General features: G+C 46.6%; 29 protein-coding genes. 17 read left to right on the top strand and 12 right to left on the bottom strand.

Annotated elements, in window-relative coordinates:
- Positions 1-6: 6 nt before the first annotated feature.
- The 6 genes from NDA03_RS11790 to NDA03_RS11815 all read left to right on the top strand — a co-directional run bounded on the left by NDA03_RS11790 (position 7) and on the right by NDA03_RS11815 (position 2,589).
- The gene (locus tag NDA03_RS11790) at positions 7-477 is read left to right on the top strand and encodes a phage tail protein (RefSeq protein WP_190412610.1); all 471 of its coding nucleotides are present in this window, start codon (positions 7-9) and stop codon (positions 475-477) included.
- A 107-nt stretch (positions 478-584) separates the two neighbouring features.
- A complete protein-coding gene (locus NDA03_RS11795) occupies positions 585-1,085 on the top strand; it encodes a phage tail protein (RefSeq protein WP_190412609.1) in 501 nt (166 codons plus the stop codon).
- Between the two features lie 122 nt (positions 1,086-1,207).
- Positions 1,208-1,714 (top strand): phage tail protein, encoded by a 507-nt coding sequence (locus NDA03_RS11800; protein WP_190412608.1) that lies wholly within the window; start codon positions 1,208-1,210, stop codon positions 1,712-1,714.
- Positions 1,701-2,060 carry a hypothetical protein gene (locus NDA03_RS11805; protein ID WP_199292022.1) on the top strand — a complete coding sequence of 120 codons (360 nt, stop codon included), beginning with the start codon at positions 1,701-1,703 and terminating at the stop codon, positions 2,058-2,060. Before NDA03_RS11800 ends, NDA03_RS11805 begins: the two co-directional genes overlap by 14 nt.
- Positions 2,061-2,068: 8 nt before the next feature.
- Positions 2,069-2,446, top strand: a complete 378-nt coding sequence (locus NDA03_RS11810; protein ID WP_348238100.1) for a phage tail assembly protein — start codon at positions 2,069-2,071, stop codon at positions 2,444-2,446.
- Positions 2,440-2,589: a DUF6760 family protein gene (locus NDA03_RS11815; RefSeq protein WP_339380423.1), complete on the top strand. Its 150-nt coding sequence runs from the start codon at positions 2,440-2,442 to the stop codon at positions 2,587-2,589. Before NDA03_RS11810 ends, NDA03_RS11815 begins: the two co-directional genes overlap by 7 nt.
- Positions 2,590-2,641: 52 nt before the next feature.
- Here the strand turns inward: NDA03_RS11815 and NDA03_RS11820 are convergent, their stop codons facing one another.
- Complete coding sequence (locus tag NDA03_RS11820; RefSeq protein WP_348238101.1) at positions 2,642-3,451, bottom strand: DUF928 domain-containing protein; 810 nt, start codon at positions 3,449-3,451, stop codon at positions 2,642-2,644.
- Positions 3,452-3,997: 546 nt separating this feature from the next.
- On the opposite strand from NDA03_RS11820, the gene NDA03_RS11825 reads away from it, so the two are divergent.
- The 3 genes from NDA03_RS11825 to NDA03_RS11835 all read left to right on the top strand — a co-directional run bounded on the left by NDA03_RS11825 (position 3,998) and on the right by NDA03_RS11835 (position 7,847).
- Positions 3,998-6,355, top strand: a complete 2,358-nt coding sequence (locus NDA03_RS11825) for a CHASE2 domain-containing protein (RefSeq protein ID WP_348238102.1) — start codon at positions 3,998-4,000, stop codon at positions 6,353-6,355.
- A 117-nt stretch (positions 6,356-6,472) separates the two neighbouring features.
- Positions 6,473-6,799, top strand: coding sequence for an ArsR family transcriptional regulator (locus tag NDA03_RS11830; RefSeq protein ID WP_190412603.1), 327 nt, complete (start codon positions 6,473-6,475; stop codon positions 6,797-6,799).
- 286 nt (positions 6,800-7,085) lie between these two features.
- A complete protein-coding gene (locus NDA03_RS11835) occupies positions 7,086-7,847 on the top strand; it encodes a MinD/ParA family protein (RefSeq protein WP_190412602.1) in 762 nt (253 codons plus the stop codon).
- A gap of 121 nt (positions 7,848-7,968) precedes the next feature.
- On the opposite strand, the gene NDA03_RS11840 is transcribed toward NDA03_RS11835, so the two are convergent.
- The 3 genes from NDA03_RS11840 to NDA03_RS11850 form a co-directional block, all read right to left on the bottom strand.
- On the bottom strand, positions 7,969-8,187 hold the full coding sequence (locus NDA03_RS11840; protein ID WP_190412601.1) for a hypothetical protein: 219 nt from the start codon (positions 8,185-8,187) through the stop codon (positions 7,969-7,971).
- Positions 8,188-8,402: 215 nt separating this feature from the next.
- A complete protein-coding gene (locus NDA03_RS11845) occupies positions 8,403-9,335 on the bottom strand; it encodes an SH3 domain-containing protein (protein WP_348238103.1) in 933 nt (310 codons plus the stop codon).
- A 136-nt stretch (positions 9,336-9,471) separates the two neighbouring features.
- Positions 9,472-9,771, bottom strand: coding sequence for a hypothetical protein (locus NDA03_RS11850; RefSeq protein ID WP_190412599.1), 300 nt, complete (start codon positions 9,769-9,771; stop codon positions 9,472-9,474).
- Between the two features lie 484 nt (positions 9,772-10,255).
- Between NDA03_RS11850 and NDA03_RS11855 the strand changes: the two genes are divergently transcribed.
- Positions 10,256-11,509, top strand: a complete 1,254-nt coding sequence (locus tag NDA03_RS11855) for an FtsX-like permease family protein (RefSeq protein ID WP_190412597.1) — start codon at positions 10,256-10,258, stop codon at positions 11,507-11,509.
- A gap of 568 nt (positions 11,510-12,077) precedes the next feature.
- A complete protein-coding gene (locus NDA03_RS11860) occupies positions 12,078-12,770 on the top strand; it encodes an ABC transporter ATP-binding protein (RefSeq protein WP_199292335.1) in 693 nt (230 codons plus the stop codon).
- 196 nt (positions 12,771-12,966) lie between these two features.
- On the opposite strand, the gene NDA03_RS11865 is transcribed toward NDA03_RS11860, so the two are convergent.
- Positions 12,967-13,983, bottom strand: coding sequence for an SDR family oxidoreductase (locus NDA03_RS11865; RefSeq protein ID WP_348238104.1), 1,017 nt, complete (start codon positions 13,981-13,983; stop codon positions 12,967-12,969).
- 397 nt (positions 13,984-14,380) lie between these two features.
- Here NDA03_RS11865 and NDA03_RS11870 point away from each other — a divergent pair, with 397 nt between their 5' ends.
- The 3 genes from NDA03_RS11870 to NDA03_RS11880 all read left to right on the top strand — a co-directional run bounded on the left by NDA03_RS11870 (position 14,381) and on the right by NDA03_RS11880 (position 16,670).
- Positions 14,381-14,992 carry a Uma2 family endonuclease gene (locus NDA03_RS11870; protein WP_190534678.1) on the top strand — a complete coding sequence of 204 codons (612 nt, stop codon included), beginning with the start codon at positions 14,381-14,383 and terminating at the stop codon, positions 14,990-14,992.
- 135 nt (positions 14,993-15,127) lie between these two features.
- Entirely contained in the window at positions 15,128-15,484 is a 357-nt protein-coding gene (locus NDA03_RS11875) for a hypothetical protein (RefSeq protein WP_190534675.1), read from the top strand.
- A 469-nt stretch (positions 15,485-15,953) separates the two neighbouring features.
- Complete coding sequence (locus NDA03_RS11880) at positions 15,954-16,670, top strand: class I SAM-dependent methyltransferase (RefSeq protein WP_190412592.1); 717 nt, start codon at positions 15,954-15,956, stop codon at positions 16,668-16,670.
- Between the two features lie 249 nt (positions 16,671-16,919).
- Here NDA03_RS11880 and NDA03_RS11885 read toward each other — a convergent pair whose 3' ends face one another.
- The 3 genes from NDA03_RS11885 to purS form a co-directional block, all read right to left on the bottom strand.
- On the bottom strand, positions 16,920-18,032 hold the full coding sequence (locus NDA03_RS11885; RefSeq protein WP_348238105.1) for an iron-containing redox enzyme family protein: 1,113 nt from the start codon (positions 18,030-18,032) through the stop codon (positions 16,920-16,922).
- A 214-nt stretch (positions 18,033-18,246) separates the two neighbouring features.
- Entirely contained in the window at positions 18,247-18,921 is a 675-nt protein-coding gene (gene purQ, locus NDA03_RS11890) for a phosphoribosylformylglycinamidine synthase subunit PurQ (RefSeq protein WP_348238106.1), read from the bottom strand.
- 108 nt (positions 18,922-19,029) lie between these two features.
- Positions 19,030-19,317: a phosphoribosylformylglycinamidine synthase subunit PurS gene (purS, locus tag NDA03_RS11895; protein ID WP_190412878.1), complete on the bottom strand. Its 288-nt coding sequence runs from the start codon at positions 19,315-19,317 to the stop codon at positions 19,030-19,032.
- Positions 19,318-19,479: 162 nt separating this feature from the next.
- On the opposite strand from purS, the gene NDA03_RS11900 reads away from it, so the two are divergent.
- Positions 19,480-19,887, top strand: coding sequence for a Fur family transcriptional regulator (locus NDA03_RS11900; RefSeq protein WP_348238107.1), 408 nt, complete (start codon positions 19,480-19,482; stop codon positions 19,885-19,887).
- Here the strand turns inward: NDA03_RS11900 and NDA03_RS11905 are convergent.
- Together NDA03_RS11905 and NDA03_RS11910 are read right to left on the bottom strand one after the other, a co-directional pair.
- Positions 19,884-20,867: an SPFH domain-containing protein gene (locus tag NDA03_RS11905; RefSeq protein WP_190534665.1), complete on the bottom strand. Its 984-nt coding sequence runs from the start codon at positions 20,865-20,867 to the stop codon at positions 19,884-19,886. The genes NDA03_RS11900 and NDA03_RS11905 overlap by 4 nt on opposite strands.
- A gap of 45 nt (positions 20,868-20,912) precedes the next feature.
- Entirely contained in the window at positions 20,913-21,368 is a 456-nt protein-coding gene (locus NDA03_RS11910; protein WP_348238139.1) for an NfeD family protein, read from the bottom strand.
- A gap of 242 nt (positions 21,369-21,610) precedes the next feature.
- On the opposite strand from NDA03_RS11910, the gene NDA03_RS11915 reads away from it, so the two are divergent.
- Both NDA03_RS11915 and NDA03_RS11920 read left to right on the top strand, forming a co-directional pair.
- Complete coding sequence (locus NDA03_RS11915) at positions 21,611-23,797, top strand: protein phosphatase 2C domain-containing protein (RefSeq protein ID WP_348238108.1); 2,187 nt, start codon at positions 21,611-21,613, stop codon at positions 23,795-23,797.
- Between the two features lie 184 nt (positions 23,798-23,981).
- Complete coding sequence (locus tag NDA03_RS11920; RefSeq protein WP_190412587.1) at positions 23,982-24,206, top strand: ferredoxin-thioredoxin reductase variable chain; 225 nt, start codon at positions 23,982-23,984, stop codon at positions 24,204-24,206.
- A 63-nt stretch (positions 24,207-24,269) separates the two neighbouring features.
- Here the strand turns inward: NDA03_RS11920 and NDA03_RS11925 are convergent, their stop codons facing one another.
- Together NDA03_RS11925 and NDA03_RS11930 are read right to left on the bottom strand one after the other, a co-directional pair.
- Positions 24,270-24,494: a hypothetical protein gene (locus NDA03_RS11925; RefSeq protein ID WP_190412586.1), complete on the bottom strand. Its 225-nt coding sequence runs from the start codon at positions 24,492-24,494 to the stop codon at positions 24,270-24,272.
- 62 nt (positions 24,495-24,556) lie between these two features.
- Positions 24,557-25,348, bottom strand: a complete 792-nt coding sequence (locus NDA03_RS11930; RefSeq protein ID WP_190436911.1) for a YdcF family protein — start codon at positions 25,346-25,348, stop codon at positions 24,557-24,559.
- Between the last annotated feature and the right edge of the window lie 177 nt (positions 25,349-25,525).

A 25,525-nucleotide genomic window follows, 5' to 3' on the forward strand; every position in this document is an offset into this window, starting at 1 on the left:
TGAATAATGGCGATTATTACCGTTGAGAATTTTGAATTAGAAATTAAGGGCGTAGGTGACGGTTTACAGTTTAAAAGTGTTGACTTACCAGCATATAAGACTGACGTTCAACACGGTGATGCCCTAATGTCTGGTGCCAAGGGAGCTGTACGGCAGACTCTTACTAAGAAAAGGGAAGCCGCGGTTCAAATTACTTTAGTAACCCTAGCGAGTGGAGATGCAAAAAGCACTAGCTCACTGATGCGAAAGTGGTTGCTACAGTGTATGCCAAAAGCAGAGGATGGTGGCGGTTTTCCAACGAGTGCCAGGATGGCAGAAGGCGTAATAAAATCCTATAACTCAGCCGGAGAAATGGTGGACTCTTGGAAGATGAGCGGAGTTTGGATTTGTAAATATCAAATCGGGAAACTCAGTGCAGATGGCGGGTTGCTTGAAGAAACCTTTACGCTACAGGTTGACCAATTTGATCCAGCTTGATCTATCTAAGTCTGGGTGTTTGAGACAATATTCTTAATTTTGTTCGCTTTAAGAAGCGATCGCAAAAATCATTCCTTTGCACTTTGTAATTGATTGGAAGGTTATTTATGGCTGATGCTGTTGAGTTACTATCTAGTGATAACTATGATGTAGCAATTGGTGATATCAAAGACATCATTATCAAAGAAGTCAGTGGGATGTCAGTAGATATGTCCCCAAAGGGTGCTGATAATGCCATCGGTTCTGGCCCGAAGGGAAAATCGCTGGTTCTCAGTGTTCCAAGTCAACCGAAGTATGGCGAGATAACGCTCGTTTTGGTGCCAGGAGCGCATCAAGGCGGAAATGACGATAAGCTGTGGGAGTGGTACAAGGATTGCGCCTCGAAAGCTAACCTTGGGGAAGCTGCAAAAGCGCGAACTTTACGCAAAGAAATGACAATTAATGTCTATTACTCCGGTTCAGAGGGGAAGGTGGGGTTAACCTACAGCTTTGTAGGGGTGCTTCCCAATAGTTTTGATGTTCCTAAGCGGGACGCAGGGAGTAGCGAACTGGAAACTTGGACGCTTAAGCTGAACTACGAGCGGATGAAGTTTACTGTATCGGCGTAGAAGGAATTCTAAAGTCAACTCCCTGTAAAACTGCGCTGGTGAGGTGAGATGTTGCACAGTCTTATTCACCAGTCATTGATTTATCAGCTCGAAAGCTCATTGGTTGTAAGGCGGTATCAACTGTGACAGACTTCCCTGAAATTCTTACCACTTGCCGATTTTTTCTAGAACTAAAACTAAATGGCAGCAATGATGCAGTAGACGGCTACTTTATGGATTGTAGCGGTTTTAAGTCTACCCAACAGGTGATAGAAATCTCTGAGGTGACACCTCAAAAGTGGGGAAAAGATGGGGAATCTAAGGGTCGAATTGTCAGTACAAAAATTCCGGGTAAGGTTAGTTACAGCAATATTACTCTGCGCCGGGGCCTGACTTGTTCGATGACGTTATGGAACTGGATTCAAGCTGTCCAGGATGGAGATTGGGCTGAACAACGACGAGATGGTTCTTTGGTGATTTATAATCAAGCGGCGGAAGAACAGTTTAGATTTGAGTTTCAACGGGCGTGGCCTACTAGCTATAAAATTTCTGATGTGAATGCGGCTGGGGGTGAGCTGGAGATTGAAGAAATAGAAATGACAGTTGAACAGTTAAAACGGATTCAAGTAGCAAGGAATGATTCAAACTGAGTTTGAATTTACTTTACCGAAGGGATATCTCGATGCGGATGGCAATCTGCACCGCAAAGGTGTGATGCGTTTGTCGAGGGCGATGGATGAGATTGTTCCTTTGCGAGATCCGCGTGTTAAATCAAATCCTGCCTACGCTACAGTGATTATTTTGTCCCGCGTGATTGTCCGCTTGGGAGCGTTGGAGGAGGTCACGCCTTCAGTGGTTGAAGGCTTTTTTGCTTGTGACCTGAATTATCTCCAGAAATTTTATCGTCAAATTAATGACCTAGAACAGGAAAATGCAGGATTGAAAGAAGCCACGAACCCCTCTGCAAATCCTGTACTGGCTTCTGATTCTGAGTAAAGCGTCTCATGTCCAGCGATCGCATCCAAACAGAATTTGAATTTGTCCTCCCTAGAGGATTGATCGATGCTCAAGGGGGCGTTCATCGCCAGGGGGTGATGCGTCTGGCAACGGCAAAAGATGAAATGTGCGTCCAAAAAGACCGGGGCGTTCAGGAGAATCCAGCTTATGGAGTCTTGGTAATGCTCTCGCGGGTGATTACCTGTATCGGTACTGTAACCGAGGTAACGCCTACACTGTTAGAGGGTCTTTTCTCGCGAGATCTAGCATATTTGCGGGAGTTTTACAATCGCATTAACCAGGAGGGGGAAGCTTACATTCCGGTTCAGTGTCCCCAGTGCAATCGTCAATTTCAGGTGGAGCTTTCTCTATCGGGGGAATTCTAGGCTACCCTTCGGACGTACTACGCCAAGAGGTAGCCTTGATAGCTTTTCACTTTCACTGGTCTTTAGAGGATATCCTCAATCTAGAACATCGCGATCGCCGGGATTGGGTGACAGAAATTAGTCAGCTGGTGCAGCCAGAATAAAGCAGGGGCAAGGGGAGAACCCTTGCCCCTGCTTCATCTACAATGCTTTATTTTAGGGCGTTGGATTCTGGCTGATGTCTACCTTCACTAAGGGTTCTTCAGCAACTGTGCCGAGATTAACTGACTTTAACAAGTCTTTCCAATCGCTAATTAAGCTGGAATCTTTAGGATTGGCGTTACGTAAGTCAGCTAGAGAGGCGACGGTATCAAGCCACATCCCCGCATCTGCATAGATTGCTGGGCGGTCGCGCGGTGCTGCTTTCGCTAACGCATTGCTCAGGAGGGAACTCGGTTGGACTCGTTGAATCCATCCTTCTACAAGAATATCTGCCCCCCGATCTTCGGGGTCACAAATTAGTGATAACGACCAACGGTATGTTTTTCCAACAACTAGCGGTGGTGCATCCTTTTGAGGAAGGCGAATACTAACAACACCTGCCTTATTCGGAATCGGAAATGTTGTTTCGTATTTTGCCTGCGTACTTTTTTCCCCGTCATACAGCGCAAACTCTGCTTCCTGTGCGGAAGTTCCGGGAACGGCAACAAAGAAGGTCGGGTGAGCAGCTACACTCAAGCCTACATTTGTGCTGGGCAACAATGCCATGAGCGACTTTCCTTGGGCGGTGCAGCTGCTGCTGCTACCACGCGATGCTCCCGGTTCTCTAGTTTTGGGTGCCCCAACCCTTGGCAGCCTAAATCTTAAGCGACCTGCCACACGCATTTCCCTACGGTTCAGGCTGGGTTGTTGAATCGGTTTGCTTTTTGTGGTGGCGGTGGCTGGAAAGCTGGTAGCGATCGCACTAAGCCCCACAAACAAGGCTAAGGAGAGTGTTGTGAAATACACAGAAGACTTGTTCACCATAATCTTTAAGTTGTTGCAGTGGGTTTACCTAGCAAGCAGCAAGCGGAGTGCATACAAAAGGATCGAAACACTTTCCAAAGGGATCGCCTCCATGAGGCATCGTGCTTTGTAAATAAACTCGATCGCGACCGTAGTGGTTTTAGACAAAGACTCTTTGATCTTCAACAAAGTTTCCCACTTTTCCTGGCATATCTCTAGAAATTAGCGATTAATTTTGTCATGTTTCTTGCCTTAGTGGGTACTTAAAAGCGCTGGTTTTTGCTTAGTACAAAATTTGATGTTATAACTACTATAAAATTATCTCTCAATTTGGCACTTTTTCTTTTCTCAATCAAAAAAATTATCTACTTGTCCGATTTCTTCTCGAAAGCTTCATAAAGTTTTGTAGTCAATTAATTTTTTGGTTCTTGACGGCTCAATTTGCGGCTTAAACAATTTTCAAGGACACAAGGATACATACAAATTCTTAATCTTAATTTCCTCTGTTTAAGCTACACATTGAGCGAAGATTAAAACTCTAGCCCCTAGAGAGGAGGCGGCAATTATATGGTTTCTCAGCTCAGTTCAAAGATTCGCTCCCTGCTATCAAACACAAACAACCTACGCACAGCAGCTTTAAATTTTGGTGGACAAGTTGTTCTGACCAGTGTGGTGGCGACAAGCTTGGTCGTGGGAGCTAGGCAACTAGGGATACTCCAAGGACAAGAGCTGGGTGCTTTTGACCAGCTGACTCGGATGCGTCGTGATGAAGGTCCAGATAATCGCCTGTTGCTGGTGGAGATTACTGAGGGAGATATCCAAACTGAGAAAGGGTGGCCTATCTCGGATGCCACAATTGCCAAAGCGTTAGAGAAACTAGAGCAGTATGAACCGAGAGCCATCGGTATAGATATTATTCGGGATGTTCCGGTCAAAGAGGGGAATGCCAATTTATTGAAGATCCTCAAAGGAAGCGATCGCATTATTACGATCTGCCAACTCAGTGATGGTAAACAGGCAGGATTTCCGCCACCGCCTGGAATCTCACCAGACCAAGTGGGATTTGCTGATTTTGTCAAAGAACCTGATGGATGGGTTCGCCGCAGTCTCTTAGTTGCAAATCCTCCCGCCCCGAACGCTCCCTTAGAGAACCCACATCTTTGTAGCGATCCCGAAGAGCAACTCACCTCCTTGGATTTGACCCTAGCACTCATGTACCTGCAAGCTGAGGGAATCGAAGCAGAACCTTCAGATGACGGGAACCTGAAGATCGGTTCCACTCTCTTCAAAAGCCCCGACCCGAATGCTGGCGGATACCGGAACGCCGACACAGAAGGGTTGCAGATGTTGATTAACTACCGTTCGGCAAATCTGCCTGCCCAAAAGATAACGCTCACAGATGTACTCAAGGGCAAGATAGATCCGGCTTTAGTGAAAGATCGCGTTGTTTTGGTTGGCTACACCGCAGTTAGCGTGAATGACGACTTCAACACGCCCTATAGTGCTGCTCAAGAAGGCACTCAGAAAATGCCCGGAGTGGTCATTCATGCTCAGGTTGTCAGTCAGATCCTCAGTGCAGTTCTGGATAAACGACCGCTATTTTGGTACTGGAATGAGTGGGGCGAAATTGGATGGATTTGGGCCTGGTCGTTGGTGGGAGGCTTAGTGGCATGGCGAATTCGGCGTCCCTTGCTCTTGGTGATTGCGGGAGGGGGAGCGATCGCCCTCTTGTTTGGAACTTGTTATGTTTTGTTTCTCAAAGCGGGATGGATACCCCTCGTGCCCCCAGCATTGGCACTGGTGACAACGGCAGTCGGCGTCGTTTTGATAGATAGAGGATACGCCAAAGCCATCTATCAAGGCGTCAAAGGGTTTTTAAAAATCGATATTGAGATTGACCAGGAAAAGAAAGAACGCCAAGTATCGGAAATTACAGAAAGTGACTACTTCCAAGAATTGCAGGAAAAGGCGAAAAATCTCAGGAGTCGAGAAAGCAATCCTTCTGAAAAAACAACTTCTAAATTAAAAGTCGAGAGGTCAGAAGCGGCTGAAACAACGGCAGAAACGGACTACTTACAACAGTTGCAGCAAAAGGGAAAAAGTTTCAGGAATCGATCCAATAATGGGGAAGCAGAAGCTACCACTGAGCCAACCGTTGAAATCCCAGAAGCCGCTGAAACAACCACAGAAATCGACTATTTACAGCAGTTGCAGCAAAAGGGACAAGAGTTAAGAAATCGCTCCAATGATGGGGAAGCAGAAGCTACCACTGAGCCAACTGTTGAAATACCAGAAGCTACACAGGCAAGCCAAGCCACTGAAACAACAGAAGAAATCGACTACTTACAGCAGTTACAGAAAAAGGGTAAAAAGTTAAGAAATCGGCATCATGATGGGCAAGCAGAAGCTGTTGCGGAATCAAACGTTGAAATACCAGAAGTTGCATTGGCAAGCCAAATTACTTCTCCTGTCGAAGAATTAAGCAATCAGCAGGACGGACAGGGAGAAGCCGCAATTGAGTCCAATACCTCCACCCCAAAAGTCCTCCAGCCAAGCCAAGAAGTTGAAGAAACCGAAGAACTCGACTACTTCCAGCAGTTGCAGCAACGAGCAACCTTGAGAAATTGGGAGGAAGATAGGCAAACCCAAGCTGCCACTGAGTTAAATACCTCAATAGCAGATGTCACACCAGCAAGCCAAGAAACTGAAAGCGAAGAACTCGATTACTTCCAGCAGTTGCAGCAACGAGCAAACTTGAGAAATTCGAGCAGCGACGGGCATGCAGAAACCACTACCGAGTCAAATTCCTCAACAATAGAAGTTCTAGAGACTAGCCAGGAAGCTGAAAGCGAAGAACTCGATTACTTCCAGCAGTTGCAGCAACGGGCAAAAACCGTGAGGAATACAGAGACTGAATCTACCTGATGCCGGCGAGATAAAGCGCTATTAGAGGACATCTATCGATACATCGAACTGAGGATGCTACGCCGGATGCGTAGGCTCGCGATTCACATCATTAGCTGAAGAACAAGGAAGGAAAAGATGAATCAGGATCGAATCGATCAATCACCCACCGATTCCAGTGGACACCAAACTGATATTGGTCTGAATATGCTTGATATGATGAATTTGCCCGATGACCTGCAAAAACTCGTCAACTGGATGATGCGTCAAAAAAACGTGACCTTGCCGGAAGTGGCAGCTCACACTGGCGAAAGTGAGGAAGTTGCCCGCACCCAGTTAGAAGCTCTAGTCGCTCAAGGCGTCGTGCAAGAACTAGAAGAGGGAGAAACACTCCGCTACCGACCTCGCCTTGCCTCTAAACAGCGAAGCAAGCTATCTACAAATATCTGGCAGAACCTGGAGTGAGTAAACGAAATAAGTGTCTATCAAGCTGTGGGAATTAGCCTAAATGCAAGTTTCTATTACCTTGATAAGGTTGTAATCCTATTTGGGTTGTGAGGCGCTAGATTAACACTTCTTCCAGCCCCTCCCTAACGATTGAAAAAAGAGCAGCTGAGAATCTATATGTTGCAACCAAAAGACAAAATAGTATAGCGTATAAGCCGCACGGTTCATTCCCCCGCCCTTGAGTGGGCTTTCTCGATTGTTTTCTGTTAAGGATGAAGAATCCTCTCACATATTGAGGTAAACCATGTCAAAAATTGTGTCCATCCACTCATTCCGGGGTGGCACCGGCAAATCAAATTCGACGGCGAATCTGGCAGCTTTAGTGGCTCGCTTTGGGTATCGCGTTGGTATCGTTGATACCGATATTCAATCGCCAGGAATTCACGTGCTTTTCGGTTTCGATGAGCAGAAGATGGAACACTCTCTCAATGACTACCTGTGGGGTCGCTGTTTAATTGAAGAAGCTGCTTATGATGTCACCTCAGTTTTAAGAAAAACTGGCGTTAAAGGCGGCAGCATTCATCTGATTCCTTCTAGTATCAAAGCAGGGGATATTACTAAAGTTCTGCGCGAGGGATTTGATTTTGGTCTCCTCAATGACGGTTTCCAAGAGATAATGGAAACCTTGAATCTGGATTACTTATTTATTGACACCCACCCAGGTCTTAACGAAGAAACTCTACTTTCTATTACTATATCTGATATCTTGGTGCTAATTTTGCGTCCAGACCGCCAGGACTTTCAGGGGACTGCTGTGACGGTGGAGGTGGCTCGGAAATTACAGGTGCCTAAGATGTTGCTGCTAGTAAATAAGGCGCTACCCGTTTTGGATTTTGATGCCTTGAAGCAACAGGTAGAAAAAACCTACAATGCTCCGGTGGCTGGAATTTTGCCGCTTTCAGAAGAGATGATTCAAATGGCAAGCAGCGATCTCTTTTGCCTGCGGTTTCCAGATCATCCCTTGAGTAAGGTAATGGAAAAGGTTGCCAAGATGATTATGGCTTAATAGGTAATTGTCAGTGCAACCGAAAAAACAACTGAATTTGTAGGGACGGGTTTGACAAAATATTGGTGATTAGCTAAGCATATTGATAAACTCCCCTACACTATGGACTTTTGCTATTTAATTAATTGCCCGTAACCATTCGCAAAATAGTTTGGGGAAGTTGGGTTATCTGCTGCCAAAGGTCTTGGGGGCCAATGCCAAAGAAGAGTTGTAAAACGAGAACAACTGCCGCAATTAAAATGGCTGTGCCGATGCTGGCTTTCACTACCTTAATTAGTAAGGTGAAGACTAACCAGGATACGATGAGTGCGGCAATTAGAATGATTAAGTCTACTGGCATGGACGTTGCTCTCAAAGGTATTCATCAGGCTGGAGAATTTTGACAAGGTAACAGAATCTTTGCTTGGCTAGCTCGAAAATACAAAGATAGTTTTCGTGAAGTCACCTTTGCGAACTTCATTTACCTGGCTTCAAGCTTTAGTCTGTAGGAAACTTGCTTTTAATTCCCGATCGCCTGTCTAATTTTCCCCGAAATAGCGATACTTTTACTTTGATTTACTCTCCACCGGGCATATAAAGCAGACGCCATTGCCCCTTCACTGTGCCAAAGACGGCTTGATATTCAAGGGGAGAATAAGCAAAGCGATTGGAAATGTAGCCCGGTTTTCCATTTGGCAAAATTACGGCAGTCCACCCGTTGATGGAACTGTAATCTTCGCCTCGTTGCGCCCGTTCTCTGGCCCGTTGTTCTTCGATTTGACGATTGACTTTGACGACTTCGTTTGAGAGTAAGCCGACTACTGGACTCTCTAGGCTGGGTTGCGATCGCACGTTCACATTTTCACCTACAACGATGACGCGGCTTAATTCGTAGGAAACGCCATCGGCAGAATTTGGTGCGGGATACTGTCGAGCAAAATCGCGCGGTACGGTGTTACAAATCCAACCTGGAGATTGGAGGTCAACGTCCGGTTGCCCCTGGTTAGTGGTTTGAAAACAACCGGCAGCTAGGGCTTTTTCTAGCCATCCCCAGATTGGGGCATTGTGATTTTCTAGCTTCAAATCGGGGAGGGTGCTGATGCCGTGACCAATGCCAATTTGGTTGAGGGGCAAAATGGATTGCACAAACTCAGCATCGCGCGATCGCACTGCTTCCCGCAACTGTTGCCGAAATTGAGCGAAGTCACTTCCTGGGTTTACTTCATCTACCAGAACGATGCGTTGATGGGGAAAGTCATCTAGCTTTGGCTGTATTGCCACATCCGTTTGAGTCGTTGTCTGTGGGGTTGTGGCTTCAACTGCATCGTTGTTGGTTTTAACGGTGGAAGCGATCGCAGTTGCTTGTGAGGTCGAAGTTGATTCCGGTATATTTGTTTCTATGCTTTGTTGGTTCTGTGCCCCAGTTTGGCGACCGGCTGTTGCTAGAGTGGCACCAGTAATTGCCGAAATCGCAACTGCCCCCATAATCAAAAAGTATATTTTTTTCATAACTAATGCCGATAACGTCTTTTTGTTACCTACAGTTGAGACGCTAGGATTTCAGGCAAAGTTATTAAATTTTTGTTTTTAAATACATGAATATGCCGGGAGGCTGATGATCGGCGCTCCCAGCAAAGGTCGTATATTATTTCTCTTCTACATACATTGGAGGCTCAATCGCAAAATTGTTTAGCTGCCCCGCTTCATCCAGGATGTAACCCTCGGTCGTATCTAAACCAGTTCCTTCTTCTTGTTCTCTAGCTGCTTCAACTTGGTGTTTATTCAGCTCTTTATCCACATTAGATGGAATCACCGCATCTGCTGCATTCACGCCCAATACTGATTGCGATAATTGAACTCCAATGTGGTTGTTTCCTGGTGCCCCTCTTCCCGGTTCTGCTTCGCTGGGATCTTCTGGCAATACTGGATTTTGTTCGTCGCTCATGAATTTTTCTCCTATGTTATTTTAAGTTGAGCGTAGTCTGTTTATTACGATGTTTCTATTTATGAAGGTAGCTTAGTTAGTATCGCTCTTTACTCTTTCGCGGGTATTAAATTGGTAAAGGCAAAGGTAGAGAGCGCAGCGGCATTGCTTGATAGCAGAGGCTTGGCTTGACGCTGGATAGGCGAGATTTCCTCTGACACGGAAAAGACGCGATCGCATTGAACTCCTCTCAGCACGTCGGTAATTATAGGGAAATCGCAGCCAGAACCAAGCTTAATCCTTTCACAGTAAAATAAATTTAAAAAATCCATCTTAGTGCGGATATATCGGTAAGCACAATGAATAGGATTAGCAAATCTGATTGTTCTAAGAAATCGGGTTTGGGGTACTGTAACGCAATTTTCAGTTTATTTCGCTCGTTTTGCGGAAATTGTCTTTCAATTTTCCGGTTTTATAATAAACACGCTAGTAAACAACTCCTTTCATGGCATCAATCGCCCGCAAAAACCTATTTGAGGATATTCCCCGCTTCCTGGCAGCTCAGGCGGGGATTATGTTTGCAGTTAGCTTAGTCACTATTCAAACGGGTATTTTCAATGGATTTACTCGCGCTACGACTTTGCTAATCGACAATTCCAATGCTGATATCTGGGTATCCTCAGCGGATATGATTCACATGGAGCTGACACTACCCATACCCGCGCAGCGAGTTGTTGAGGCTCGACGGGTAGAAGGCGTAGAACAAGCTGAACCGCTGATTGTCCAAGCATCTTTGTGGCGAGATTCTCGGAACAAGATTTCACCGATGAGAATCATCGGATTCAATCCAGCCGGAGAATTATTTAGTCCAGGGAAAGTTATTCAAGGAAGTTTGAGTGCCTTAAAGCAGCCTTACACGGTGATGCTGGATAAATCTAATTTGCGTCCTTTGAACATCAAACAAATTGGCGATGTTGCTGAAGTTGGCTCATTTAAGGCACAGTTAGTTGCTCTGACGCAAGACACTCAATCAATTACATCGAATACTTTTTTGTTCACCTCGTTGGAGACTGCCAACGCTTACGCAAATTCCCGCGTAACGACGAGTTTAAACTGCAAGCTCCAATCGGGTGACATAAAGTGTACCAGTGCGTCGGCGAGTTTTAATAACCCACCCGCTGCGAATAATCTATCTGCTCCTGCACCCCAGAAATTAACTCCTACTGATTTAATCACCTATGTATTGGTGCAGGCAAAGCCCGGTCAAGATTTACAGCAACTCAAGAAAAAGTTAGAAGCAGCACTACCAGATACCCGCGCTTATACGAAGGCCGAAATGGCATCGCAGACGCGGGTTTTCTGGCAGCAGCGTACGGGAATTGGGTTTATTTTGGGCTTGGGTGCCGTTGTTGGCATTATTATCGGGATGGCGATCGCAGGTCAGATCCTCTACGCTTCTGTATCTGACCACTTAAAGGAGTATGGTACGCTCAAGGCGATGGGAGCTTCTGATTGGAAAATTTACGGTGTGATTGTCGAGCAGGCGCTCTGGATGGCGGTTCTGGGCTACATTCCCAGCATGGTTCTTTGCCAGGGGTTGGGAGCTTGGACGTTTGCTACTCAGGGAATCATCATTTTAATCACGCCTGGAAGTGCGATCGCCATCTTTGGGATTACGACTCTGATGTGTGTTGGTTCAGCTATCTTCGCTATCCAAAGAGTGACTCGTGTCGATCCGGCTATTGTTTTTAAGGCATGATTTCAGAATTTTGCCGCTTTAGGATAATAGTCGATGGTTTTCAGGAACCTGATATACTCAATGACCATCAATAATAAATGTAGATGTCTGTTTTATCCTAACTGATAGTGAGTTGAACTTTATATTGGCAACAGGGCAGAACAATTAGAAATTAAAACATTATACAAACCTATTTTGGAGAGTATGCGTACTTTAAGTAGGTGAGTGTAATTCAATCTCACTTGAAACGGTGAGGGGAGCAGGGTTCGTACTACCTAAAGTCACACCTACTATTTAGTCTCTAATGTCAATCTCTATAAAATAGATTGATTCCTGCTCGCTATTCAATAGTCGAACAGCCTTTATCTAGAGTAGGAGGCATTAATGTTCGGTTTCTTCTTAAAGTCTGCATCTGATTCTTTCCTTCGATGCTTCCGTTGAAATTTTGTCCGGAGTATGGTTACTTAAGACAGATTGCATTTAGTAACTCGTTGTAGTTTAGACCTAACGAATAGAAATTTTGATGATTCTTTCCCAAAGCAACCGTACTCAATTTGCCAGTGTCCGAAATCTAGATGCTATTCCTTCTATGAGTTCGCTTCAGGCTCACAGAAAAGCCATTATCGGCATCGGAGTAGAAATGGTATTCCAGTCGGGAGGATCGCGTTTCCAAGCCCTTAAAAGAGTCAATCTGGAAATCTTCAAGGGCGATATTCAACTATTGATGGGGCCATCTGGATCGGGTAAAACGACCTTACTCTCAATTTTGGCTGGGATTTTGACGCCGACTGCTGGCAGCGTACACTTGCTGGGGGAAGAGATTACAAGGATGTCTCGGAGCCAGTTAGCAAAGTTCAGACTGGAAAATATTGGCTTTATTTTTCAAGGATTTAACTTGTTTCCGGCGCTGACTGCGGCTGAGAATATAGAAGTAGCGCTGAATCTGAAAGGGATTCGGGGACGAATGGCACGGCAACAAGCACAAATTTTGCTAGAACAGGTGGGATTGGCGGATAAGGCGAAAAATTTACCCCGCGATTTATCTGGGGGACAAAAACAACGGGTAGCGATCGCTCGTGCTTTAGCTGGCAATCCTCAGTTGATTATGGCAGATGAGCCTACGGCGGCTTTAGATTCTCACTCCGGACACGCTGTGATTGAGTTACTGCGTCAGCTCGCGAAGGAAGGCGGTTGCACGGTTCTGATGGTGACACACGATAGTCGAATTATGGATGTTGCCGATCGAGTGTTGCATCTAGAAGATGGAAGGTTGAAGGCATAACATCTAATTTGTGAATCGGGTCATTGATAGTTTGTTGCTGTTTGGGAATGGAGAAGTGGAAATGAAATTAGGCGTGCCTTCTTTCCAATTCCCCATTCCTTTTAAGAATTATGAGAGCGATCGCAACTTTAGATGAGAAGGCATCTGAGGTTGGATGCGATCGCTTCAACCGAGTAGTGTCCCTGATGCGATCGCCTTAAATATTATTTCCTGGGAAAAACTCTTTGACGACTGCGGCAACTCCCAACGCCGCAGCTGCTACAGCGCCCCATTTAACCGGCGGATTCTTATCCAGCCAGTCAGTGAAGGAGGGAATCGTTAGATTGCCAAAATCTCCTTCTACTTTGTCATGGCTGAGAATCGGCTCGTAAAGATTATCTGGAGCATCTTCAGACTTTGGCTCGTTGGTTTTCTGAAAATTGAAGCCGATGAGAACCAAAATTTGATCCACCAGTCCCGGTGAGATGCGCTGAACCACGTCTAACATCTTGCCCACATCCCCCACAATAAAGTCACGAGTGGGGTGTTCGGCTACGTAGAGAATCGCATCGGCAACAAGGTTCGGCTCATAGTAAGGCGGTATTCCCGTCGGCTTGACGCCTAATTTCGTGCGACCGTTGTTGTAGAAGGGCGTGTTGATCACGGATGGCTTCACACTCGTTACACTGATGGGGATTCCCTCATGTTGCAGCTCGACGCGCAGAGATTCTAGAAAGCCCTCAACCCCGTGCTTTGCTGAGGAGTAGGCGCTCTGGAGGGGTAATGAACGCCTGCCTTCCATTGAAGAGATGTGGATCAGCGCCCCGCGCCCTTCACGCTTGAGATGAGGTAGCGCCGCCATTGCTCCGTATACCTGCCCCATCAGGCTGATATCGATAATCCGCTTAAACTCTTCCGGTGTTGTGTTGTCGAAAGTGGCAAAAACGCCCGTGGCGGGGCAATGCACCCAGGTATCGAGTCGCCCGTATACCTGCACGGCTTTATCTGCGATCGCTTTTACTTGCTCGAAATCCGTGACATCAGCAACGACTGCGACTGCTTCACCGCCTTGTTGCTGTATCTCATCCACCAAAGACTTTAACCCTGGTGCGCTGCGAGCTGAGACGACTACTTTTGCGCCTCGGTGGGCAAACTGCAAAGCTGTCTCGCGCCCGATGCCGCTAGAAGCGCCAACGACGGCGACGACTTGCTCTGTGATTGGCTTTAATTGCATTGTTGCTCATCCTTTTATTAAAGTTGCTGACGACAAACCATTCACCTTTGCAGCTCAATTGCATCCAGGAACGTTGCCTTAGTTGTCGAATGTTAAGTTCTATTAACTAAATTAATCGACTCACGGCGGGTTACATCAGTCTCAGGGTTGACCTCAAGGTTGACAATGGGGATGGGAGTAGCGCCCTTTGCCTAGATTTTGCGATCGCTGGATAGCTGACTTTTACAGAAGTCAGCTCCGAATTCGTGCAGGTAGTCCACGACTAAATTTTCCAGAATGAGAAAAAAAGAAAACAATTTATTTAGCGCCCATACAGAAGCAAGAAGAAGCGAACAAATTTTATAACAGAGCGATAATAGACTAAAAAATATAAGCAAGTGAATACTTTAATAACTTTATGAACACAGCAACAATTACTTTACCTTCTACCCTCAAATTAACAATTGACTTGACAGACGAGCAGTTTTTCCAGTTATGTCAGAACAATCGGGATTTAAGATTTGAGCGCACAGCATCGGGCGAATTAATCATTATGCCCCCTACAGGTAGCGAAACTGGAAATCGTAATATCGATTTATCGTATCAACTCCAAGCTTGGAGCCGACAAAACAATTTAGGGCTTGCCTTCGACTCTTCGAGTGGCTTCAAACTGCCGAATGGTGCAGATCGTTCACCTGATGCGTCTTGGGTAAGACGCGTTAGCGAAGCGGCTCCGGAGGAGCGTCGCTGGGATGCTTTGACCCCCGAAGAACAACAGGGATTTGCACCGCTATGTCCTGATTTTGTGGTTGAGTTACTCTCTCCTAGCGATTCGCTGAAAATCGCACAGGCGAAAATGAGAGAGTATATGGAAAATGGCGCTCGTTTGGGTTGGTTGATCAACCGGAAAAACCAGCGAGTAGAAATCTATCGTCAAGGGCAGGATGTGGAAATTCTAGAAAATCCGGCAACTTTATCAGGAGAAGATGTGTTACCTGGGTTTTTATTAGATTTAAAACAAATTATGTAGTTTTAGACGAGATCGTGCAGTTTTGGTGGGAAAGCGATCGCAGTCGTATGTGAATAAATGTGATCAACAGCCGTGAGTGCTTACAGGCGATCGCAAAAAGTCTTGTAAAATCTTGCCATTCGATATAATGAACAGATGTTGGACTTTAATTCCCTCTCTGAGTTTTCACGCGCCCACTGTATCGCCATTTGCGCGTTTCTGGTTCCAGCCAACTTGGGTGCTACCATCTGGACAATGATTCTGGCTGCACTCTGTCGCCCTCAAGTTCAGGTGTGGCGGAGTGCTGGAGTGGCAACCGTCTTTGCTCTGGTGATGGTGCTACACGTCTTTACTTGGTTCCAGGTTGGGGTAGTGCTGCCTCCCACCTATATCCTGCTATGTTTGGGAAGCACCTGCCTGGTCACAAATATTCTAGCAATCGCCTACAACTACAATACAGTTGTCCTCCGCAAACGCTACCCTAATGCTTCTAGCGCTATCAACCACCCCTGAAACAGCTTCATGTCGTCAGTATTGCCTCGCCTTTGGTTTGATGCTTGTAGTAACAACGTTAGGCAATGCTGGCTTCTGATGGATGTGCGTTCACACAGATATCATCCCAGGTTTTGTTAACAAAGATATTTTGTAGCTTGCTAGCCAAACTCCAGGTACTCATCAAAGATTAGTTTATACCTGTGGATTGAATGGCGATCTTAACCAACTGGCAGTAGTTGCTTAACTTTTTATAGCTCCATTTATTACTTAATGATGACTCATGGCTAATTGCTAAGTGTTGAAAAGCAATTAGCCATTTGTTGTTTTTTGTTCAGAAAAACAGTGTTTTTTAAAAGTCTGTAAAAACACCTTAGAAAATTATAAATAAATGTAAATGCTTGTCAATGCCTTTGGGTATAATTCTCTTGATAGATCACAAAAGCATAGAGGATGAATTAGCTTTGTTATAGTTATTACCGAGAAAACTATGCTAATTTCATCCAGGCCAGTAAAAGATGTATTCTATTGCCCAGAAGAATCTAATTTTTATTCTCAATGTTTAGAAAGTTTAGTTTTAAATGAGGGCGCTCATGGTAAAACTATTATCGAATTTGGTTCAGGAGATGGAACCCCAGTCATTAACTCCTTAATGAGAACCAGATTTGATGGAATTATACATGGCTTTGAACTCAATGACTTAGCCTGGAAAACTGCCAAATCAAATATTCAGGAATACGAACTTAGCGCCCAATATATCATTCACAATACTTCTTTCTTTGAGGCATCTCTTCCCAAGGCCGATTATCTGATCTCAAATCCACCATACCTTCCAGCGCCAGATGAGAATATTTATCAACCCCTGTTACATGGGGGTACAGATGGGTCTAAAATTGCCAAACGGCTTTTATCTTTAGATTATGAAAACGTCTTACTAATGCTCTCTAGTTATTCTAATCCGGAGGGCTTTATTAATTATGCAATCATGCAAGGCTACTCGATTGCTAATTTTATCGTCTCCCCTCTAAACTTTGGTTATTACAGTTGTGAGCCAAAGGTTAAAAACACAATTAGAGAGTTGCGAGAAAAGAAAATGGCTTTTTACTCAGCGAACATCTATCTTTTAGCAGGTGTTTTGTTTAGGAAGCAGCAGAAATGTCAAGTGGATTTATCTACTGAGCTGATTCAGATCATGACATCTTTGTAAAAGCTTGAACAGGGAGGGGGAGAGCGATCGCTAAAGAATCTTTCCTAAACCCAAAAGCCACTTTAGACGGGAACGAATCAAGGGTATTGAGAAGTTAACAGTTCTCAGTGCCCTATTCTTATTGTTTAATTTCTAACTAAAACTAGAAAAATTCAAATTTATTCTCGTTCTCAGGGTTCAACCTAAAGAACGAGAATGGAAGACGACTGACTGTTAACAAGTCGGCAAGTATTTTAGGCAAAATGTATTTTATCGATTGGCCTCGCGATCCGCTTCTTTTGCCGAACGCGCGATCGCTACACCAGCGCGATCGCCCATTAGCTTCTCTTGGTCATATCCCAGGACAATTTCCCAAGCATCATTCGGGTACTTGTCAACCAACGGCATTGCCACATCATCTAACATCCATTGACCGTGACGTTCGTCTTCCCGAATGTGCAGTTCCCAGTAACCCATTGCTGCATCAGAAAGTTTCAACCGTTGCGCTGCGGCTAGATAGGTTTTGTATGCCGCAGGACCTGCCACTTCAAAATAAGTCAATCCACCGCAGTAACGCAAGAAATAAATTTTGCGCTCGGTAACGAGAAAGTTATGATTAGCGCAGGCTAGCACTTCCCAAGGTACTAAATCGAAGTAGCCCTCTGGCTCTGTGTTCATGCCAAACTCGTCAAGCATCTGGGCAAAAAAGGTAGAGTGCTTGCGGGAAAGGCGACCGTTGCCGTACTCTTCCAACAACACTTTGACGAGGGTACATTGTACTGCGTTGGCGGTGCCTCCCAGAATGCGCGACAGGCGGCTGCCTTCAACTAAGCCATCAAAGGAACCAATTGCCAAGATTCGGCGATAACCAGCCTCTGTTGTCTGCTCCCGCAAGTAGCGACTACCTTCCGATAGGGGAGGATCTAAGTCGGCTGCACCCCGCTCGCTCAGCGCTTGCTTAACATCGGCTGGGGAAAGTTTTTGGAGTGCTTCTACATCAAAGTGTGCCAGTTCCCACTGCTGCCAAGCGGACTCGATTTGGTTGCGAACTTTTTGCAACCAAATTGAGCGTTCGTTGGTGTAATGGTGCAGATCGTCATACCAAAACAGCTTGAGCCGATTGATGCGATACAGCACGCGCTGCAAAAAGAGGTGTGCGGCTTCAACTGGCTCATCACCACTTCCTACCTTGTAAGCCGCCTCAATTGCGGTAGCGATCGCACTTTCAACGTCGCTTGCTAGTTCAGGTTGTGCAGCTAGCTTGTTGTCTAAATCTTCCATTTCGAGCAATTTTATAAATTGCTGCTCAGATTTGTTGTAGCTTGTGGCTGTTTCTTGACTCGTTGCCGTATTCGTTGGTTGAAAATCAGTAATCGCGACCATAATTGCCCATGAATTCCGTCTTTGCACTTTTTTGATGCTAGTGCTGTCCGGTTGGAACAATTGTCGGTCTGTGGGGGGAACTTGCCACAGCCAAACGTATTTCTACCTAAATATATAGGTGTTTGAAGATTAACCACAAAGACATGAAGACACAAAGAAAGTACGAAGTTTTCTTTGTGTCTTTGTGGTTCAACAAAACATTTTTGCTATGGCACTATGCGATCGCTGCCACCGCAGACAGTAATCCTTGGAACAACCCAATGCCATCCGTACCGCCTAAAATCGGATCTGAGGCGCGTTCTGGATGAGGCATCATTCCTAGCACATTTCCTTTTTTATTGCAAATACCCGCAATATTATTTAAAGAGCCGTTATGATTCTCGCCGTGATAACGGAAGAGAATTTGATGGTTGTCTTCCAGTTGTGCCAAAGTAGCGGCATCGGCGTAGTAGCGCCCCTCACCGTGGGCAATTGGGAGGGTAATGACTTGTCCGGTAGAATAGGCTTGCGTCCAAGGGAGATGGGTGCGTTCGACTTTCAGGGGAATGCGATCGCAAATAAAATGCAATTCTCGATTTCGGGTGAGTGCCCCTGGCAGAAGTCCCGCCTCCGTTAGCACCTGAAACCCGTTGCAGATACCCAAGACAAACTTCCCTTGCTGGGCGTGTTTAATCGTTGCTTGCATCACCGGAGAGAAACGAGCGATCGCGCCACAGCGCAGATAATCGCCGTAGCTGAAGCCACCCGGAATCACTACCACATCGAGATCGGAAATATCCGTGTCTTCATGCCAAACCATCCGCGTCGGCTGATGTAGCAAATCGCGAGTCACATAGGCGACATCGCGATCGCAATTAGAACCCGGAAACACAACAACCCCAAATTTCATATTGCTAATCGCTAATGGAAGACTGGCTAGCCAGAAGTCATCAGTAGCGATTGGTTCTTCACAAATGAGCGATCGCTACTAACTACCAACTACCTAGCCCCTATTATCCTAAAAGAATATCTCCGTCTCTATCTGACCCGACATCTCAGTTAGGTCAAACCGATAGTTTTCTGTTACCGGATTCGTTAACAACTGATCGCACATCCGATCTAATTGATGCCGCGCCTCATCCTCACTCTCTGCCATCAGAGTCAGTTCAATATACTTTCCGATTCGCACCTGCTCAACATTGGCATATCCCATATGCCCCAACCCAGACTGTACCGCCGTGCCTGCTGGGTCTAAAACTGAAGGGCGCAGAGTCACGTAGATTTTCGCTTGATATTTCCGATTCACAGCCATTCCTATAAATTATTCCCTTAGATAGGTGATATTTGTTTTATTCTAAGGGGGGAAGGGTGTGAGCTGCGTGAAGTTCTCGCAATTTAAGCTGGAAAGAGATAAAGGTATCAGCGACAACCTGAAACATATTAAGGATATCTAGCAAAACTGAAGACCATGAAAGCCCAACGCACCCGCAGTCAAGAGCGTATTTTGAATCTGCTCAAGACGATGAACCGAGCTGTCTCAGCTCAAGATATTTATGTAGAACTTCGCAATCGTAGCCAAAGCATGGGACTAGCAACCGTCTATCGTTCCCTGGAAGCCTTAAAACTGGATGGTGTCGTCCAGGTACGGACATTGGCAAGTGGCGAATCGCTCTACAGTTCCGTGCAACAAGACAAGCATCACCTGACTTGTTTGCAGTGCGGAAACTCGATTCCCATCAATCAATGTCCAGTCCATGAATTAGAGAGCCAGCTGCAACAATCGCACTCGTTTAAAATTTTCTACCATACTCTGGAGTTTTTTGGACTGTGCGATCGCTGCTGTGTTGCTCAAGTTGCTAGCGATGCCTTAGATTAACTATCGTCGCCTAAATCTAAAAATTGAGCTTGGTTCGTGTCTCCGACAATCGAGCGAATGCCTTCCAACGTAGCTGGGATAGTGCGCGGGTCCATAAACATCACCTTGCTGCTACCGCTCTTGCCAATCGCCATCCCCATTTCTAGATAATTCTGAGCGAGTAGGTACTGAAGAGCTTCCTGGGCGTTGGGGTCGGTTTTGAGCGTTTTAGAAATCACTTGGAGCGCTTCAGCAGTAGCCTGAGCCTTGAGAACTTGCTGCTGCCGTTCCGCCTGCGCTTTGAGAACAATCGTCTTTTGTTGCCCTTCTGCCTCCAGAATCGCGGATTTTTGACGGGCTTCTGCTTCCAAAACTTGCGCCTCAGCCTTACCTTTAGCAGAGTTCACGGCTGATTCGCGTTCGCCCTCAGAGGTGAGAATTGCCGCCCGCTTGCGACGTTCCGCCGACATTTGCAATTCCATCGATTCTTGCACAGCCTTGGAGGGAACGATATCTCGCAGTTCTACCCGTGTCACCTTCACTCCCCAAGGATCGGTAGATTCGTCCAGTTCTCTGAGCAAAAGTTCGTTAATTTGAGTCCGGGCAGTAAAGGTTTCATCCAGTTCCAGTTTGCCCATTTCCGAGCGAATCTGCGTCAGCACCAAATTCACCATTGCTGACTGGAGATTTTCCACTTTGTAGTAGGCTTTCTCCAAATCCAGAATGCGCCAGTACACGACAGCATCAGCGGTAATCGAAACGTTGTCGCGGGTAATACATTGTTGGGGAGGAATATCGAGAACTCTTTCCCGGACGGTTGCTTGGTAAGCGACTCTTTCGTAAACCGGGATCACGAAATTCAAACCGGGTTTGAGTTTTTTGCCGCTATATTTACCTAAAGTTTCGACTAAAGCTTCGTTTCCTTGCGTAACCACTTTGACGCCTGAGAGGGCAGATCCGCCTAAAACTAAAGCGATTAATAACCCAAAAAATCCTTCCATTGTGAACCTCGTTTTTACAATATCGCAGATTGATAAACCCTAGAATTAGGATTTCAACAGGTGTTCTGGAAGCACGACCAGAGTTGTGCCTTCCCGTCTGACGACGTACACTCTTTGATTGGGAGCGATCGCCAGTTTCTCATCTTCACATCGTGCCTTCCAAGAATTTCCTTCGTAGAGTACCCGCCCCATCTCTCCTGGCAAAATCTCTGTTAAAGTCTGACCCTCGGTTGCATCTTCCATCGAAGACACCTTTCGCCTCGGCATCAAGCGATGACCCAGGTAAACGAAAGCAATTGAAAACACTAACCAAAGCACCACCTGTAAAGCCGCCGGTAATGGGAGCAGCATGACTAACAGTGCCACCACGAAGGCGCTGATTCCCATCATGAAAGCGGTAAAAGCTGTTGGTACAACTAGCTCTATCGAGCAAAGGATCGCTCCTACCAGTAACCACAACAAAGTCGGGCTGAATCCGAAAGGCTGGATCGGCAGTTGCATCAGTAAAGGAGAATCAAACAACCCTGCTAAAAACCAAATTGTCATAAAACTCAATCCCTGCTTGATATCCCGGTAAGGATAGTTATCAAGGTAAGATGAACTATTCCAATGAAAGCCAGTTAGGATTGGGAAGGCATCTTGCCTTTCTGTTTACTACAACATTTCATCTATAGATTTCCTAGAACCCAGTGGAATTTTTCCTTAAGAATCTCTTGGAAGCTTTTTTATAAAAATTTCAGTTTATGAACAGTTCCCAGTTGAAGAGCGATCGCTATCTTTGGGCAACTGGCTCAGTTGCTGCAACGATCCCGGTCGGAGAATTCGTGCAAGACAGATATCAAGTTGTTGCACCTCAAGTTTGGCTCGATACTCAACCGACACAGCCGCCTCAGATCCCCGAACAGTTCCCGGAAAATCTTTACCCTTACCTGCGCTTATATCCCCAGTGGTTTCATCTCCCCGAAGTCTATGGATATGCAGCAGTGGGAAATTCTCCATCCCCGACTGAGATTCTGTTGCTAGAAAATGTCCCGATGGATGCCACAGGCAAGCTATTTCCTTCCATTTTGGACGCTTTGCCCCAAGCATCGGCAGTACGCCAGATTTACTGGCTCTGGCAGATGCTAGAACTTTGGACGCCCCTAGCGGAATTTGGGGTAGCTTCTAGCCTTTTAGTTGCGGACAATCTCCGAGTGGAAGGGTGGCGGTTGCGGCTGTTGGAACTTTACGCCGATCCCGTCAGCGACCCAGAGATGGAAGTTGCCCATACAAACAATGGGAATGGCATCTCCGACCACAAGCAAGTCGGAGGAAGTCGGCGGGAAGAGAAAAAATTTCTGCCTCTCACCTTGAGCCTTGAACCTTTTGCCGCTCACGCCTTAGCGGAACCGACCGGGGATCAAATGGTCGCGGGGTTTGGCCCAAGTCTCCGGGATCTGGGTCTTGTTATCGCGAGTTGGTGCAGATTAATCCAGGCATCAGCGGTGACGCCACTTTTAGAAATTTGCGAACTGATGCAAGCCGAAGATGCGACCGAAAGCGCGATCGCCGAACGGCTAAATCAGCTATTACTGGAGCAGGCAGCTGAACTCCCCTTGCGCTTGCGGGTTGCCGGTGCCACCGATACGGGTCCCCAACACGATCATAACGAAGACACCTGCTATCCCACGGCGCGGGATTTGCTAGCCGCAGACTTCACCCAAACAACTGACCCGCTGATTCCCCACTTGAGCATCGTTTGCGATGGGATTGGCGGTCATGAAGGTGGAGAAGTTGCCAGCCAGCTAGCAGTACAATCCCTGAAACTGCAAGTTCGGGCGCTTTTGGCGGAAGTGGCAGAGCAAACGGAAATCGTGCCCCCAGAACTGGTGAAAGAGCAACTCGCAGCAAGTATCCGGGTAGTCAATAACCTCATTTGTGCCCGCAATGACGACCAAGGACGAGAGTCTAGGCGGCGGATGGGAACGACGCTGGTGATGGCTCTCCAGCTGCCCCAGAAGGTGGCGACAGCTAACTCTGGTGTGGGGAATGCCCACGAACTCTATATCGCCCATGTTGGAGATAGCCGCGCCTACTGGATTACCCCCCATTCTTGCCAGCTGCTGACCGTAGACGATGACGTTGCTGCTAGGGAAGTACGAATGGGGCGCAGTCTCTACCGGGAGGCGTTACAGCGACCCGATGCCGGGGCGCTCACCCAAGCGCTAGGCACGCGGGATGCCGAGTTTCTTCGTCCGAATGTGCAACGCTTCATTGTGGAAGAAGACGGACTGCTGCTGCTGTGTTCTGATGGTCTGAGCGACAATAACTGGGTTGAGCGATCCTGGGCAGATTATGTGGAGCCGGTGCTTCAGGCTAAAATTCCCCTGGAGGCGGCAGTCCAGTCCTGGATTGACTTAGCGAATCAGAAGAACGGTCACGATAATACTTCAGTCGTGATTACTTACTGCCGCGTTTCCCCAGAGTATCCGGTGCTACTCAATTTTGGCGAGATCGGGAATCTCACCTTAATGCCGAAAGCTAGTCTGCAAGCTGAAGCTGAAGATGTGAAGTATGCTGAAGCGGTGCCGGTGGAGATCGTTCCGGCAAAGCCAAACCGACTGCGTCGAGGGAAAGGGTTGGTCGTCGCACTGGGAGTCTTCCTCCTACTGCTGGGGGGCAGTGCGGCTGGGTTATATGCTTGGTGGAAATACAATCCTCAAGGGTTCCAGCAAATACGCGATCGCTTGTTCAACCCCGCACCGTTGCCCGTTCCAGTCCCCGAAACGCCATCTCCCGCTTCCAGCGTGCCGCCATCACCGCAAAACTCTCCGTCTCCATCTACACAAGTGCCGCTACCTCCCGAAAATTCGGCGTCACCAGTTCCCTCAGTACCCCCGCCCGAAAATTCAGCATCGCCAGTTCCGTCAGCACCCCCTCCAAGTCCATAAAGAGGAAGTTACCGTCCTGTGCAAGAATATTAAGGTTGTTCACAATAGCACAATGCTTGGGTACTGGTAAGAGCCAAGCGTCTTGATAGGCAACGCTCCCAGCTCACCACGCTTGGTGGAAGCAGTTATTCCTCAAAAGAAGGCTGCACCAGTTTGACTCAGATACCCAACCGGAGATCAAGAAATGAAAGTAGGCGATCGCGTCCGCGTTATCAAATCTGTGATTGTTTACCACCATCCTGAAAATAAGGGTAAGCCTTTTGATGTCAAGGATCGGGAAGGAGAAGTGGTCTCAATCATTCACGAATGGCAAGGCAGACCCGTCAGCGCCAACCTTCCAGTTTTTGTCCAGTTTGACAAAAAATTTAAAGGTCACTTCCGCGAGGATGAGCTAGAAACTCTAAATTAGGCTCATGGTCAATGGCTCATATTCGCGATTAGCTATGAGCCATTGACCATGAGCCATTGACTATCATCGCCTACCGCGATTAAACCAGCCGAATATATTGATGTCACCCCGCATTCTCTGCAACTCTTGCCGGTTAGCTTCCGCTGTCATCTGATACCACTGGCAGTAACGCTCAAGTTCCTTTCGGTACTCGGCTTCCCGGTAAAAGTCATGAGTCATTTGGTAGGTGGCAAAGATGTCCGCTACGGGGGGAGGTGCTGGAATAAAGTGTGGGAATTCTTTTGGCATTTTTGAAGGTTGGAAGGTTGAAGGTTGGAAAAATAATCGCTTCAAACTACTGTCTAAACTTTTTAAAGCCAGCCTTTAAGGCGATAGATCCCTGTTCCAATGTATTCTTTTAACGCTCTGGTTGACCTGTGTAACCGCTCGGCATCTGGTAAAACATTTAGGATTCGAGCTTGCAGGCTCCTGTTGGATTCGAGAAAGTCTGCTTCTGTCACCAAAAAGTCGGTGGGTGCGGGGATGGCTTGAATTCCCTGACGCTTGAAAATCAGGAGCGAGCGCGGCATATGCATTGCCGAAGTCACTAATAATACTCGGCGAATCCCCTGCTTTTCTAAAATTTGCCGCACATTCACCGCATTTTCATAAGTGTTCAAAGAGCGAGGATCTTGAAGAATGGCAGATTTGGGGACGCCTAATGTTTCTAAAATTACAGCCATATCCGCAGATTCCGGTGCCCCACTGCCCCGCCAGTCGATGCGTCCGCCGCTAGCAATCACGACAGGAGCTTTGCCTTCGCGGTATAACTGGGCACCATAGAAGACGCGATCGCCTTCTTCGCTCAAATCTACACTCGGTCGAGGCGGCGAAGCCGATTTCGTGGCACCGCCCAAGATAACAATCGCCTCAGCAGTTGGGAGTTCGGCTGGTGGGAGATTTTGCCATTCTAGCGATCGCAATAACGAGTTCTCCACCCAGCCATTACTCCCCACCAGCAAGGCAATCAATGCCAAAACAATCGGCACCGCCGCCCAACGAGGGCGTTTCCACAGTAATACCAGTGCCACAATCATTAGCACGCAGGCAATTCCCAAGGGATAGATAAATAGCGGTAGCAGTTTTGAGAGAAACAAAAACATAGAACAAGGTAATTAGTAATTGCTATACCATTTCACCTTAAAGCCACTAAAAATCAATGCCTCAGCGTGTCTACGGACAAGACTTGTACGAGCCAAAATCTAAAATCCAGAATCTAAAATCCAAAATCTAAAACAGGATAACTTCCTGTCCCCCTTTTGCGCCTCTGCTTTTCATCC

The sequence above is a fragment of the Trichocoleus sp. Lan genome, from assembly GCF_039961855.1.
Lineage (GTDB): Bacteria > Cyanobacteriota > Cyanobacteriia > Cyanobacteriales > FACHB-T130 > FACHB-T130.

Bases quoted from the DNA above. Each gene is read 5' to 3' on its own strand.
- NDA03_RS11790 (WP_190412610.1), top strand. From the start codon at position 7: ATGGCGATTATTACCGTTGAGAATTTTGAATTAGAAATTAAGGGCGTA.
- NDA03_RS11795 (WP_190412609.1), top strand. From the start codon at position 585: ATGGCTGATGCTGTTGAGTTACTATCTAGTGATAACTATGATGTAGCA.
- NDA03_RS11805 (WP_199292022.1), top strand. From the start codon at position 1,701: ATGATTCAAACTGAGTTTGAATTTACTTTACCGAAGGGATATCTCGAT.
- NDA03_RS11810 (WP_348238100.1), top strand. From the start codon at position 2,069: ATGTCCAGCGATCGCATCCAAACAGAATTTGAATTTGTCCTCCCTAGA.
- NDA03_RS11820 (WP_348238101.1), bottom strand. From the start codon at position 3,451: ATGGTGAACAAGTCTTCTGTGTATTTCACAACACTCTCCTTAGCCTTG.
- NDA03_RS11825 (WP_348238102.1), top strand. From the start codon at position 3,998: ATGGTTTCTCAGCTCAGTTCAAAGATTCGCTCCCTGCTATCAAACACA.
- NDA03_RS11830 (WP_190412603.1), top strand. From the start codon at position 6,473: ATGAATCAGGATCGAATCGATCAATCACCCACCGATTCCAGTGGACAC.
- NDA03_RS11835 (WP_190412602.1), top strand. From the start codon at position 7,086: ATGTCAAAAATTGTGTCCATCCACTCATTCCGGGGTGGCACCGGCAAA.
- NDA03_RS11840 (WP_190412601.1), bottom strand. From the start codon at position 8,187: ATGCCAGTAGACTTAATCATTCTAATTGCCGCACTCATCGTATCCTGG.
- NDA03_RS11845 (WP_348238103.1), bottom strand. From the start codon at position 9,335: ATGAAAAAAATATACTTTTTGATTATGGGGGCAGTTGCGATTTCGGCA.
- NDA03_RS11850 (WP_190412599.1), bottom strand. From the start codon at position 9,771: ATGAGCGACGAACAAAATCCAGTATTGCCAGAAGATCCCAGCGAAGCA.
- NDA03_RS11855 (WP_190412597.1), top strand. From the start codon at position 10,256: ATGGCATCAATCGCCCGCAAAAACCTATTTGAGGATATTCCCCGCTTC.
- NDA03_RS11860 (WP_199292335.1), top strand. From the start codon at position 12,078: ATGAGTTCGCTTCAGGCTCACAGAAAAGCCATTATCGGCATCGGAGTA.
- NDA03_RS11865 (WP_348238104.1), bottom strand. From the start codon at position 13,983: ATGCAATTAAAGCCAATCACAGAGCAAGTCGTCGCCGTCGTTGGCGCT.
- NDA03_RS11870 (WP_190534678.1), top strand. From the start codon at position 14,381: ATGAACACAGCAACAATTACTTTACCTTCTACCCTCAAATTAACAATT.
- NDA03_RS11875 (WP_190534675.1), top strand. From the start codon at position 15,128: ATGTTGGACTTTAATTCCCTCTCTGAGTTTTCACGCGCCCACTGTATC.
- NDA03_RS11880 (WP_190412592.1), top strand. From the start codon at position 15,954: ATGCTAATTTCATCCAGGCCAGTAAAAGATGTATTCTATTGCCCAGAA.
- NDA03_RS11885 (WP_348238105.1), bottom strand. From the start codon at position 18,032: ATGGTCGCGATTACTGATTTTCAACCAACGAATACGGCAACGAGTCAA.
- purQ (WP_348238106.1), bottom strand. From the start codon at position 18,921: ATGAAATTTGGGGTTGTTGTGTTTCCGGGTTCTAATTGCGATCGCGAT.
- NDA03_RS11900 (WP_348238107.1), top strand. From the start codon at position 19,480: ATGAAAGCCCAACGCACCCGCAGTCAAGAGCGTATTTTGAATCTGCTC.
- NDA03_RS11905 (WP_190534665.1), bottom strand. From the start codon at position 20,867: ATGGAAGGATTTTTTGGGTTATTAATCGCTTTAGTTTTAGGCGGATCT.
- NDA03_RS11910 (WP_348238139.1), bottom strand. From the start codon at position 21,368: ATGCAACTGCCGATCCAGCCTTTCGGATTCAGCCCGACTTTGTTGTGG.
- NDA03_RS11915 (WP_348238108.1), top strand. From the start codon at position 21,611: ATGAACAGTTCCCAGTTGAAGAGCGATCGCTATCTTTGGGCAACTGGC.
- NDA03_RS11920 (WP_190412587.1), top strand. From the start codon at position 23,982: ATGAAAGTAGGCGATCGCGTCCGCGTTATCAAATCTGTGATTGTTTAC.
- NDA03_RS11925 (WP_190412586.1), bottom strand. From the start codon at position 24,494: ATGCCAAAAGAATTCCCACACTTTATTCCAGCACCTCCCCCCGTAGCG.
- NDA03_RS11930 (WP_190436911.1), bottom strand. From the start codon at position 25,348: ATGTTTTTGTTTCTCTCAAAACTGCTACCGCTATTTATCTATCCCTTG.